The following is a 12,620-nucleotide window of genomic DNA, read 5'->3' on the forward strand; positions in this document are numbered from 1 at the left end:
AACAATGCTTTTATTTAAAAATGGTTTAAGAAAATTATTAAAAGACTATGTCCAATTTGGAATATATTTAGTACTTATTACAATTGCTGTTATATTTACTTCAACTTTTGGTATTGTTTCTTCAAATTTAATTAGTACAAATAATGAAATAAATAGAAATTTTGAAAAGTTTGATTATTCATTTAGATATACTTCAAGTGCTTATAAATCTAATGATACTCAAACTTTTACTCCGTGATTTGCATTCAATACAGATTTAGTAAAAGATGATAAGGATAATTATTTCCCAACATTAAGTTTTGGAGATTTAGAAGAAGGTAAAATACTTAAAAGTTATGAATTTAAAGACAATTGTGAAAATAATAAGAGCCAGTGCTATGAATCTACTTTAATTTTTGAAAATAGTAGTGCTAAATATGTAAATTTTCACTTTGGAGATGTGGAGTCAAATTATGAGTATAATAATTCTGATATAGACTATCTACCAAATAAAGATCAAGCAATTACAAACTACTCAGTAGAGCAAAAAATTGAAACGGTAAAAAGCGGAGAATTTGGAGATTTTTATAGATTCAATTTGGAAGCAAAAGGTTTTAAGAAATCTTTAATAGGAAATTTATATGAAAAAAACAATAATTTTAAAGATGAATATTTAACTGAGGAATCTAAAAAAATAGCTCTACATATTTTTGATTACATGTTTTACTTAAATAATTCTGCTTTAACAAATGTAATTAAAAAAGATATTATTGATATTTATAATCAAAATAAAACTAATGCTAAGGAGCAGATTGAAGAATATATTAATAATGGATTTGGAGTAATTGATAATGAGGGTAAATATATATTCTCAAAAAATCAAAATATTATAGATGCTGAAACTGAAGAAAGAAAACTATTTTCAGAGCACGCCAGTTTTTATATTAAAAAATTTGATTCTTTCCTAACTTTTAAAACAGATATTAATGAGAATGGATATGAAATTTTAACAAATAAAGTAACTCAAAGAGATTGATTCTCAAATTATTTTGATTTATTGGGAGATTTAACAAACTTCAAAATAAGATTAACAAATGAGGCTGTTAAATGGGATTCTAGTGGAAAAAAATTTAGATATATTTCTTCATTCTATAATAATCAACAACCAAATAGTGATATTTTAGATGTTCATTTCTATAATTCGGATATATTTAAGTTATATAAAAGAACATATAATATTAATAGCTTTACAGAATATTCATTTATATCTTCTAGTGGATATGCTAAATATAATAATTTAGAATTAGGGAAAGGTTATGATATTTTTAACCATAATAATTCTAATGGTCCTTATATTATGGATGGGATTGGTGTTGACTCACTCAATGTTTATCCAACAATATATGAAGAAGATTTACTAACTAATCAGGAAAATGAAGCTATTTTTTATATAAGTAACTCTTTATTCAATAATCAATTTAATAAGGAGACAAATGAAAAAAGTTATCAGGATGTAAGTAGATCCTATTTGACTTATCAAAAATCTGATAAAAAAAATATTGAAAAGGATATAAATTTATTTAAAACTTATTTTGCAGACAATATTTTATATTTAGGACAAGTTGTTAAAAATATTGAAAATGAAAATTATTCAGAGAATTTATCGAGAGCAAATATAGAAGCTTATAAAGATACAACATTACTAAATATGAGAAGTAATTTATTTCCAGGTGTTGTAAAAGGCTTTTATGCAATAGCAATAATATTTTGTTTAATCTTTGCTAGTGCTTTAGCATTTGTTGTATACCACATTTTTAAAAAAGTTTTAGTATCTCAAAGAAGTCAAATTGGAAATTTAAAATCTCTTGGAGTCTCAAATTTTAAAATAATTTCTAATTATATGCTATATATGGCCTTTCCTATATTAATACTTGTACCAATTGGTTGGTTTATCAGTTTATTTTTACAAGTTTCCTTAATGGGAATCTTTGAAAGATATTTTAACATTCCATCAATTTTCTCAATTAATTGAAAACTTTTATTAGTTGAATTATTTGCATTTTTGGGAATTGTAAGTTTAATGGTTTTTTTAACTAGTTATTTCACTGTAAAACAATCACCTCTTATTTTATTATCACCAAGCAAAAGTAATAAGCCAAATACTTTTCTTTCAAAAAGCTTTTCAAAAATAAAAGGAATAAGTTTTACATCTAAATTAAGACTTATAATATTATCTACTGCAATAAAGGATTTAACAATATTTTTCTTAATATTATTATTTTCAAGCTCAGTTATAACTCTAGCTTCTGTAGCACCAAATACTATGAAAAATATGTCCAATGAGTATTATAAAAATATTAAATATAATAATGATTTTAGTTACAATAATATAGTTATAAATAATCCTTTGACTAGATATTCATTTTATCAAATGGATGAAGAGAATAAAGCTAAAAGTAATATAGAAGCATCTTTATTTAACACGTTAATAAAAACAAAAGAAAATGATTATAGAACTTTATTTGAAGCTGATTATTGAAAAAATGATAAAGGCATATCTTTTAGAAAAAATTTTGATAATATTCTGTTTAATAATTTGCTTACTTTTAAAGGTGGAGTTTTATCAACAGGAATAATGGATGAATTAGTTAATACAGAATCAAAAATTAGCAAAGAAAAACTAATAGCACAAAGATTTAATAATGTTTCTTGCCAAGTTATTCCTCAATTATTTGGACAACCTTCTATAACTGAGGATAAGGATTATAATGAATGTATAAAAAGTATTTCTAATAATATCTTACCTTCTACAATAAAGGAACTTTGGGATAAGGATAAGAATGAATTTAAAAATTTCTCATTCAATTTTTCAAATATTTCAGTGGATAACAAGATAGATCAAATGTATACTAAAGTTGAATCAATTATTGATGATAATAAGCAAGCAAGATATACTATTTATGGTTTGGACTTATTTGAAGAAAAATCAAAAAACTTATTATTAAAAAATGAGAGCAAAATTAAGTATAATGATTCTTTAGACTATATTCCAGTATTAATTAATAAAAAGGGAGAATTGGAGGGGTTAAAAGTTGGTAATGAATTTAATTTAAAAACTCCTCAAAACTTATTAGCTATTTTAGGTGGAGATAACTCAAAAAATGAATTAGACTCTAGTTTATGAAAATTCAAAGATAAAAACCTCTTTGAAATGGATTTAGATAAGTTCACTTATGCTATTAACCATGACTTTTATTTTAAAAATGGTAGTATTTATGAGCCTTATTACAATATGGCAGATATTCAATTGTCACTTCCAAAAAAAATGCTTAATCAAGAATTATTTAATGAAGTTAATATAGAGTATCAGCAATATTCGAATAAGGATTTAAACTCAATTTATAGAGAAGAGTCAGATAATTATATTATCAATCCTTTTGATATATATAAATATGAAAAGGGTGTTCCAACTGAAATAGGAATAGAAACCCTGTTAGGAGGAACGAACAGCTGATTAAATATTGCATTAAAAAAAGGTTTATTAGTAAATAAAATTGTAGACTCTGCGCCAAGAAAAGCAAAAGTTGTAGGAGTAGAGGAATTGTATGATGGAAATAAATTATATATGGATCAATTATATGCAAATGAACTAATGGGTGTAAAAGAAGATTTTGATACTAGAAGAGAGTTTGAGAATGGTTCTTCAGTAAATATTTGAAGTAATGCTAAAATGAGTTCAAATATACAAAATGCTGATCAAATGCAAAGAATTTTATTATCATCATTTAATGCAAATAATGCAACTGATGGATTTGCAAAATACATGGACCAATCAATTGGTTATACAGACTATATTCAAATGAAAAAAATGGCTATGAGTAATCTTATTACTTCAGTAATATCTATCTCTGTTATATTTGTTTCATTATCATTAATAACAGCTATTATTATAATTTATCTGATTACTGAAATGTTTATAGGAAGATATAAGCGATTTATGAGCTATATGCGAATTCAAGGATATTCAATGAGAGAAATTAACTCTATTATTATGTGAATATTCTTACCTATAGCTGCAATTGGTGTGGCATTGGGAATAACAATTATTTGACTTTTAATAAGTTATTTAGTCCCTCAAATACTGCTTTCACTTGATATAGCAGTGCCAATGATAATGGGTTGGACAATTATGCCTATTGTCTTTATTGTAGGATTAGCAATATTCCTATTAGGTTATACAGTAATTATGTTATCTATTAGAAGAGTTAAATTAGCTTCTTTAATAGGAAATGAGTAGAGATTAAAAATCGACTTTGGTCGATTTTTCTCATTTTAAAAGTTAATAAAATGAAAAATTAATCTAAATTGCTATTATTTAATTAATTTAATCTTTTTTAATTTTCTTATTGCTTTTCCATTAATGTTGTGTGATAATTGGAAAGCATGTATATTTTATGTTCATTTAGACAACACACTGGAAAGGGTTGTCAATGTTGAAGGAGGACCTAATGGCTCAACAAAAAATAAAAATAAAATTAAAAGGTTACGACCACGCTATTGTTGATCAATCAATTGCAAAAATTATTGAAGCAGCTGAATCAACTGGAGCTAAAGTTCGTGGACCAATTCCATTACCAACAGAAAAGCAAATTATAACAATATTAAGAGCTACTCATAAATATAAAGATAGTAGAGAGCAGTTCGAAATGAGAACACATAAAAGAATACTTGAGATAGTTGAACCAACACCAAAAACAATGGACTCATTAACAAGAGTTCAATTACCAACTGGTGTTAACATCGAAATTAAATTATAGTAGACGATCAAGATATACATGAACATCATAAAAAACAGGAGGAAATATCATGAAAGGAATCTTAGGACGTAAGTTAGAGATGACTCAAATCTTTAGTGAGAATGGTAAATTAATTCCGGTCACTGTTATTGCAGTAGAACAAAACACAGTTTTACAAGTAAAATCAGTAGAAAAAGACGGATACCAAGCATTAAAATTGGGAACAATCGATAAAAGAGCTAACTTATTTAATAAACCAGATATGGGTCAATTTAAAAAAGTTAACTCAGAACCTAAGCGCTTCGTAAAAGAAATCAGAGATATGGAAGGATACGAAACTGGTGCAGTAATTAATGCAGCCGACGTATTCAACGCTGGTGAATTTGTGGACGTTACAGGTATATCAAAAGGTAAAGGATTTGCAGGAGCAATTAAAAGACATAATTATTCAAGAGGACCAATGGGTCACGGGTCAGGATATCACAGAGGTATCGGGTCAATGGGAGCAATTATTAACAGAATCTTCAAATCTAAAAAAATGGCTGGTCACATGGGACATGAACAAGTGACAATCCAAAACTTAGAAGTAGTAAAAATTGATGCTGAAAAAAATTTAGTTTTAGTTAAAGGATCTGTTCCGGGTCCAAGAAAAGGCTTTGTTGTAATTAAACAAAACGTTAAAGGTAGAAAAGCGCAAGAGGCTGTTTCATTGTTATCAAGAAACACTGCTACTAAAGCTGTAGTTGAACCAACTCCAGCTGCTGTAGTTGAAGAAACAGCTCCTGCAGCTGAATAATTAGGGGGAAAGAATTAACATGAAAGCAAAAGTTTTAGATGTTAAGGGAACATCTCTTAAAGAAATTACATTAAACGATAAAGTTTGAGGTGTAGAGCCTCATCAACAAGCTATTTTTGATACAGTTGTTTCACAACAAGCTGCATTAAGACAAGGAACAAGAAAAACAAAAACTAGAGCAGAAGTGCGTGGTGGAGGTAGAAAACCTTGAAGACAAAAAGGTACAGGACGTGCCCGTCAAGGATCAATTAGATCTCCACAATGAAGAGGTGGGGGAATTGTATTTGGTCCTACACCAAACATCAACTACAAAAAAGCTGTAAATAAAAAAGTTAGACAATTAGCAATTAGAAGTGCTTTAAGTATTAAAGCAAAGGAATTAAATTTAGTAATTTTAGATAAATTTGCATTCTCAAAACCTTCAACAAAAGAAATGCTAAGTGTTATGAAAAATATTAAAATTGAAGATCAAAAGACATTAATAGTAACTAAAGAACACGAAGAAATAGTTGTTAAATCAGCAGGTAACATTCCAGGAGTTAAGACATTAGACTTCCAAAAAATGAATATATTTGATTTATTAAATGCAACTAAATTGGTTGTTACTGAAGAAACTGTTAATAAAATCGAGGAGGTGTATGCATAATGCATTTAACACAAGTTATTAAAAAACCTTTGTTAACTGAAAAGACTTATTTAGGTCAACAAAATGGTGCGTACACATTCATTGTTGATAAAAAAGCTAACAAAACTCTAATTAAAAAAACATTCGAAGAAATATTTAAAGTCAAAGTTAAAGATGTAAGAACTATGAATTATGACGGAAAAGAAAAAAGAATGGGTAAATATGTTGGAACAAAAGCATCTTTTAAAAAAGCTGTAATAGTATTAAAAGATGGAGAAACATTAGATATCTTATCAGACTTATAAAATTAAGAAATTAATTATTAAGAGATGGAAAAGATTAGGCGAAAACAGGAGGATATATTATGCCAATCAAAAAATATAAGCCTACGACCAATGGTCGTAGAAACATGACTAGCTTAGATTATAGTATCCTTACAACTTCAAAGCCGGAAGGTTCATTAGTCTCAAAACTAAATGAAAAGGCTGGAAGAAATAATCACGGTCAAATAACTACTCGCCATAAAGGTGGAGGACATAAAAGAAAATATCGTATCATCGATTTCAAACGTAATAAATTAGATATTGCTGGAAAAATCGCAACTATTGAATATGATCCAAACAGAAATTCATTTATTTGTTTAGTAAATTATATTGATGGGGAAAAAAGGTACATCTTATTTGCAAAAGGAATGCAAGTAGGACAAGAAGTAATTTCTAGTGAAAATGCAGATATCAAAACTGGTAATGCAGCACCACTAAAAAATATTCCTGAAGGAACATTAATTCATAATGTTGAATTAAGACCAGGAAAAGGTGGACAAATAGCACGTAGTGCAGGAAGTTCAGTACAGATTTTAGGTAAAGATGAAGAAGGTAAATACATCACTTTACGTTTAGGTTCAGGAGAAGTTAGAAAAGTACTTGCTGAATGTTATGCAACAATTGGTGAAGTAGGAAATGAAGAATATAATTTAGTAAACTGAGGAAAAGCTGGAAGAAATCGTTGAAGAGGAATTAGACCAACTGTTCGTGGTTCTGTTATGAACCCAATCGATCACCCTCACGGAGGGGGAGAAGGTCGTGCTCCAATCGGACGTAAAGCTCCATTAACACCATGAGGTAAAAAAGCTCTTGGTGTAAAAACACGTGATAAAAAGAAAGCTTCTACTAAATTAATAGTAAGAAGAAGAAATGATAACAAATAGGAGGATTATGAAATGTCAAGATCATTAAAAAAAGGTCCCTTTGCAGATGACTATTTAATTAAAAAAGTTGAAGCAATAGGTGAAAAAAAAGAAATTATTAAAACTTGATCACGTCGTTCAACAATCTTTCCAAGCTTTGTTGGTCACACATTTGGAGTTTACAACGGGAAAGAATTTATCACAGTTTATGTTACAGAAGATATGGTAGGTCACAAATTAGGAGAATTTTCACCAACACGTAAGTTTGGTGGTCATGGTGATGATAAGAAAAAGAAAAAGTAATCATTAGGAAATAGGAGTTTCAAAATATGGAAGCAAAAGCAAAATTAACAATGATTAGAATCTCACCAAGAAAAGTTAGACTAGTAGCTGACACTATCAGAAGTAAAAAAATATCAGAAGCTGTAGCAATTCTTCAAAACCAAGACAAAAGATCTTCAGAACCAGTATTAAAATTATTAAACTCAGCTGTAGCAAATGCTGTTAACAATAACGGTATGGAAGCTGATCAATTATTTGTTAAAACAATCTTCGTAAATGAAGGACCAACATTAAAACGTTTTAGACCAAGAGCTCACGGAAGAGCTTATGAAATTTTGAAAAGAACTAGCCATATTACAATAGTGGTTAGCGACGAAAGATAGAAGGGAATTATAGAGTATGGGACAAAAAGTATCTCCAAATGTTTTACGAATAGGTATTATTAGAGGTTGAGATAACCGCTGATATGCTGAAAAAGGTGAATATGTTAAGTGATTGCATCAAGATATCAAAATTAGAAAAGCTGTTGAAAAACAATTAAAAAACGCTGCTGTTTCAAAAGTTGAAATCGAAAGAACTAAAAAAGAAATCACTCTAGTAATTCGTTCTGCACGTCCAGCTATTGTTCTTGGACAAGAAGGTAAAAATGTTGAAAATATCGTTTTAACAGTTAGAAAAACAATAAAAGATAGAAAAGCTGATGTAAAAGTTAAAGTAATTGAAATAAAAAATCCAGATGTTGATGCAAAATTGGTTGCACAATTTATTGGAGAACAAATTACAAATCGTGCATCATTTAGAACTGTACAAAAATTAGCTATTAGAAAAGCTTTAAAAGCTGGAGCTAAAGGAATTAAAACTGCAGTTTCTGGAAGACTTGGAGGAGTTGAAATGGCTCGTACTGAAGGTTACCTTGAAGGTTCAGTACCATTATCAACTTTAAGAAGTGATATTGATTATGCTCTATATGAAGCAAGAACTACATATGGACAAATCGGGGTTAAGGTTTGAATTAACCACGGGGAAATTATAGGAAAACAAAACCAAAACAATTCGAAAGCGATTGAGGACAAAAAACCTCAAAGAACACCAAGGGAGGTTAAATAGTTATGTTAATGCCCAAAAGAGTTAAATTCCGTCGTCCTCACAGAGTGAGTTACGAAGGAAAAGCAAAAGGTGGAAAATTTATCGCATTTGGTGAGTACGGATTGATGTCATTAGATGGTAATTGAATTACTTCAAGACAGATAGAAGCAGCTCGTATTGCTATGACACGTTATATGAAACGTTTTGGTAAAGTTTGAATTAGAATATTCCCTCATATGGCAATAACTAAAAAGCCATTAGAAGTACGTATGGGTTCAGGGAAAGGATCTCCTGAAGAATGAGTAGCAGTTGTTAAAACTGGCCAATTCATGTTTGAAGTTGGTGGAGTTTCAGAAGAAGTTGCTCGTGAAGCCTTACGTTTAGCAATGCATAAATTACCAGTGCGTTGCAAAATCGTTAAGAGAGGTGATGAATAATGTCTAAAGCAGTAGACTTCATGATAGAATTAAGAACAAAATCAGTGGAAGATTTAATCAAACTTGGTGAAGATCGCCGTGCTGAATTATTCGCTCTTAAATTTCAAGCTGCTGTAGGTAGTTTAGAACAAACTCACAGAATTCCTTCACTTAGAAAAGACATTGCAAGAATTGAAATGTTATTAGGTGAAAGAAGATTAGCTGGAGAAGATGTAAATAAAACTATTAAAGCAGATTATTCAAAAGCAGTTGTTGAAGCTGAAAAAGCTGGTAAACAAGTACGTAAAAAACATAAGGACATGATTGAAAAACTTCAACAAGAGCAATTTGGAACTGGAGAACAAGTTTCAGAGGATGCAATTATGGCAGCAATGCAAAATGCAACTGAGGAACCAATTGAAATAGAAGTTAAAGAAGAAAAACCAGCTCCTGCTCCTAAAAAGGAAGTAGTTGTTGAACCTAAACCAGCTCCTGCTCCTAAAAAGGAAGTGGTTGCTGAACCTAAACCAGCTCCTGCTCCTAAAAAGGAAGTAGTTGTTGAACCTAAACCAGCTCCTGCTCCTAAAAAGGAAGTGGTTGCTAAACCTAAACCAGCTCCTGCTCCTAAAAAGGAAGTAGTTGCTAAACCTAAACCAGCTCCTGCTCCTAAAAAGGAAGTGGTTGCTAAACCTAAACCAGCTCCTGCTCCTAAAAAGGAAGTAGTTGCTAAACCTAAACCAGCTCCTGCTCCTAAAAAGGAAGTAGTTGCTAAACCTAAACCAGCTCCTGCTCCTAAAAAGGAAGTAGTTGCTAAACCTAAACCAGCTCCTGCTCCTAAAAAGGAAGTAGTTGCTAAACCTAAACCAGCTCCTGCTCCTAAAAAGGAAGTAGTTGCTAAACCTAAACCAGCTCCTGCTCCTAAAAAGGAAGTAGTTGCTAAACCTAAACCAGCTCCTGCTCCTAAAAAGGAAGTAGTTGCTAAACCTAAACCAGCTAGTACAAAAGTTGTTCCAGCTGGAGAAGCAAAAGCAACTGGAAAAGGAAAACAAGCATTAAAAGATGTAAATATTAAATCTGCTAAGGTTGGGGTAATTAAAGGTGAACGTATTGAAGGTATTGACTTAAAACTTTCAAAAAAACCAGCTAATGCTAAAACATATACATTTGGATCAAATGTAGTAGAAGCAAGAAAACAAATTGAAGAAGCTAATAAAAAGTTAGCTGAAAGAAAAGCAGCAAAGCAACAAGCAGCAAAATCATTAATTAAAGGAGCTAAATAACCATGGAAAGAAATTTAAGAAAAACTTATACTGGTAGAGTAGTTTCAGACAAAATGGATAAAACTATTACCGTATTAGTTGAAACATATAAAAACCACCCAATTTACAAGAAACGTGTTAAGTATTCAAAGAAATACAAAGCGCACGATGAAAATTCGAGTGCTCAAATGGGAGACAGAGTTGAAATTATGGAAACTCGCCCAATGAGTAAAACTAAAAACTTTAGACTTGTTAGAGTTGTTGAAAAAGCAATTATCTAATTTCAGAGGTACGACAGAATGATACAAAATGAATCAAGATTAAAAGTCGCTGATAACTCAGGTGCTAAAGAAATATTAGTTATTCGTAATTTAGGTGGAAGTGTTAGAAAGTTCACAAATATTGGTGATATTGTTGTTGCAACTGTTAAATCAGCAGCTCCTGGTGGAACTGTTAAAAAAGGTCAAGTTATTAAAGCTGTTATTGTTAGAACTGTAAGAGGTTTAAGAAGAGCTGATGGTACATACATTAAGTTTTCCGAAAATGCTGCAGTAATCATCAAAGATGATAAAACACCAAGAGGTACTCGTATCTTTGGTCCAATCGCACGTGAAGTAAAGGATGCTGGATTTGCAAAAATTGCCTCTCTAGCTCCCGAAGTGCTATAGAAGGAGAACTTTTATGAATAAATCAAAAATCTTAAGAGGAGATGTTGTAAAAGTTATCGCCGGAAATCACAAAGGAAAAATTGGACCAGTAGTTAAAGTATCAAAAGATAAAAAAAGAGTTTATGTTGAAGGAATTGTTGCAATTAAACATGCTAAGCCTTCACAAACAGATCAAGAGGGTGGAATGAAAGAAATACCTGCATCAGTAGATATTTCAAATGTTTCATTGGTTGATCCAAAAAATAAAAGTGGCTTTACAAAAATTGGATACAAAATTGCAGATGGAAAAAAAGTTAGAATTGCTAAAAAATCTGGCGTAGAAGTTAAATAGGGAAGGGATAAGTTAATATGGCAAAAGCAAATGTTAATAGATTAGAACAAAAATATAAAGAAAAAATCGTCCCAGAATTATTTAAAGAAAAGCAATACAAATCAATCATGCAAGTTCCAAAAATAGCAAAAGTAGTTATCAACATGGGTATTGGAGATGCTGTACAAGACACTAAGAAATTAGATGATGCAGTAATCGAATTACAACAAATTACAGGACAAAAACCTCTTGTAACTAAGGCTAAAAAATCTTTAGCTGTATTCAAATTGCGTGAAGGTATGCCAATTGGAGCAAAAGTTACTTTAAGAGGAAAAAGAATGTATGAATTTTTAGATAAATTAATCTCAGTTGCGTTACCACGTGTGCGTGACTTTAGAGGGGTACCAAAAACTAGTTTTGATAAACAAGGAAACTACACAATGGGTATCAAAGAGCAAATCATCTTTCCCGAAATAGACTATGATAAAGTTAAAAAAGTTCGTGGAATGGATATCACAATAGTTACAACAGCAAACCAAAAGGACGATGCATTCTCATTATTACAAAAAATAGGAATGCCCTTCGTTAAGTAATTGAGGAGAATAGGATAAAATGGCAAAAAAATCATTAAAAGTAAAACAAGCAAAAGTCCAAAAATTCAAAGTTAGAGAATACACACGTTGTGGAAATTGTGGTAGACCACATTCAGTTTTGAAAAAATTTAATCTATGCCGTGTATGCTTCAGAGATTTAGCATACAAAGGTCAAATCCCTGGTATTAAGAAAGCTTCATGATAGTGAAAGGAAAAAGAAATTATGACAACAGATGTAATCGCAGATATGCTTACTAGAATTAGAAATGCAAACCAACGTTTTCACAAAGACGTTCTAATTCCAGGAAGCAAAGTAAAATTAGAAATAGCAAACATTCTTAAAAAAGAAGGTTTCATCGAAGACTTCAAAGTTGCAGATGACTTTAAGAAAGACATTACTATAAGTTTAAAATACAAGGGAAAAATTAGAGTTATTAAAGGATTAAAAAGAATTTCAAAACCAGGATTAAGAGTTTACTCAAATTCTCATGACTTACCTCAAGTATTAAACGGTTTGGGTATTGCAATAGTTTCAACTTCAAACGGAATTATGACAGATAAGGAAGCTCGTCACCAAAACATTGGTGGAGAGGTTCTAGCATTTGTTTGATAAGGAGAGGAATT

The 12,620-nt window shown here is 30.3% G+C and carries 16 protein-coding genes and 1 pseudogene; all 17 read left to right on the forward strand.

From position 1 onward, the window contains the following. Positions 1-4 precede the first annotated feature (4 nt). The 17 genes and pseudogenes from AAHM84_RS04990 (at position 5) to rpsH (ending at position 12,609) form a co-directional block, all read left to right on the forward strand. Positions 5-4,276 carry an ABC transporter permease gene (locus tag AAHM84_RS04990; RefSeq protein ID WP_342258804.1) on the forward strand — a complete coding sequence of 1,424 codons (4,272 nt, stop codon included), beginning with the start codon at positions 5-7 and terminating at the stop codon, positions 4,274-4,276. A gap of 211 nt (positions 4,277-4,487) precedes the next feature. Next, positions 4,488-4,796, forward strand: coding sequence for a 30S ribosomal protein S10 (rpsJ, locus tag AAHM84_RS04995; RefSeq protein ID WP_020834754.1), 309 nt, complete (start codon positions 4,488-4,490; stop codon positions 4,794-4,796). 49 nt (positions 4,797-4,845) lie between these two features. Next, entirely contained in the window at positions 4,846-5,571 is a 726-nt protein-coding gene (gene rplC / locus AAHM84_RS05000) for a 50S ribosomal protein L3 (protein WP_342258805.1), read from the forward strand. A gap of 19 nt (positions 5,572-5,590) precedes the next feature. After that, positions 5,591-6,217, forward strand: coding sequence for a 50S ribosomal protein L4 (gene rplD / locus AAHM84_RS05005; protein WP_342258806.1), 627 nt, complete (start codon positions 5,591-5,593; stop codon positions 6,215-6,217). Next, entirely contained in the window at positions 6,217-6,501 is a 285-nt protein-coding gene (gene rplW, locus AAHM84_RS05010) for a 50S ribosomal protein L23 (protein WP_339030104.1), read from the forward strand. Before rplD ends, rplW begins: the two co-directional genes overlap by 1 nt. Positions 6,502-6,560: 59 nt before the next feature. After that, positions 6,561-7,403, forward strand: a complete 843-nt coding sequence (gene rplB / locus AAHM84_RS05015) for a 50S ribosomal protein L2 (protein WP_342258807.1) — start codon at positions 6,561-6,563, stop codon at positions 7,401-7,403. A 12-nt stretch (positions 7,404-7,415) separates the two neighbouring features. Further along, complete coding sequence (gene rpsS, locus AAHM84_RS05020) at positions 7,416-7,685, forward strand: 30S ribosomal protein S19 (RefSeq protein ID WP_339030108.1); 270 nt, start codon at positions 7,416-7,418, stop codon at positions 7,683-7,685. A gap of 26 nt (positions 7,686-7,711) precedes the next feature. Further along, complete coding sequence (rplV, locus tag AAHM84_RS05025) at positions 7,712-8,047, forward strand: 50S ribosomal protein L22 (RefSeq protein WP_339030110.1); 336 nt, start codon at positions 7,712-7,714, stop codon at positions 8,045-8,047. 16 nt (positions 8,048-8,063) lie between these two features. Next, the gene (gene rpsC, locus AAHM84_RS05030) at positions 8,064-8,771 is read left to right on the forward strand and encodes a 30S ribosomal protein S3 (RefSeq protein ID WP_342258808.1); all 708 of its coding nucleotides are present in this window, start codon (positions 8,064-8,066) and stop codon (positions 8,769-8,771) included. A gap of 2 nt (positions 8,772-8,773) precedes the next feature. Continuing rightward, positions 8,774-9,187 carry a 50S ribosomal protein L16 gene (gene rplP / locus AAHM84_RS05035; protein ID WP_053946583.1) on the forward strand — a complete coding sequence of 138 codons (414 nt, stop codon included), beginning with the start codon at positions 8,774-8,776 and terminating at the stop codon, positions 9,185-9,187. A 20-nt stretch (positions 9,188-9,207) separates the two neighbouring features. Further along, positions 9,208-9,606, forward strand: a pseudogene (rpmC, locus tag AAHM84_RS05480) (50S ribosomal protein L29); the annotation flags it as partial. 842 nt (positions 9,607-10,448) lie between these two features. Further along, the gene (gene rpsQ / locus AAHM84_RS05045) at positions 10,449-10,706 is read left to right on the forward strand and encodes a 30S ribosomal protein S17 (protein ID WP_339030116.1); all 258 of its coding nucleotides are present in this window, start codon (positions 10,449-10,451) and stop codon (positions 10,704-10,706) included. An 18-nt stretch (positions 10,707-10,724) separates the two neighbouring features. Next, positions 10,725-11,093, forward strand: coding sequence for a 50S ribosomal protein L14 (gene rplN, locus AAHM84_RS05050; protein WP_053946581.1), 369 nt, complete (start codon positions 10,725-10,727; stop codon positions 11,091-11,093). A 13-nt stretch (positions 11,094-11,106) separates the two neighbouring features. Further along, positions 11,107-11,424 (forward strand): 50S ribosomal protein L24, encoded by a 318-nt coding sequence (gene rplX / locus AAHM84_RS05055; RefSeq protein ID WP_342258810.1) that lies wholly within the window; start codon positions 11,107-11,109, stop codon positions 11,422-11,424. Positions 11,425-11,441: 17 nt separating this feature from the next. Next, a complete protein-coding gene (gene rplE, locus AAHM84_RS05060; protein WP_342258811.1) occupies positions 11,442-11,996 on the forward strand; it encodes a 50S ribosomal protein L5 in 555 nt (184 codons plus the stop codon). 19 nt (positions 11,997-12,015) lie between these two features. Continuing rightward, positions 12,016-12,201 (forward strand): type Z 30S ribosomal protein S14, encoded by a 186-nt coding sequence (locus AAHM84_RS05065; protein WP_053946578.1) that lies wholly within the window; start codon positions 12,016-12,018, stop codon positions 12,199-12,201. Positions 12,202-12,219: 18 nt separating this feature from the next. Then, positions 12,220-12,609 carry a 30S ribosomal protein S8 gene (gene rpsH, locus AAHM84_RS05070; RefSeq protein ID WP_342258812.1) on the forward strand — a complete coding sequence of 130 codons (390 nt, stop codon included), beginning with the start codon at positions 12,220-12,222 and terminating at the stop codon, positions 12,607-12,609. Positions 12,610-12,620: the final 11 nt, after the last annotated feature.

This window comes from Spiroplasma endosymbiont of Dioctria linearis (genome assembly GCF_964030865.1).
GTDB lineage: Bacteria > Bacillota_I > Bacilli_A > Mycoplasmatales > Mycoplasmataceae > Spiroplasma_A.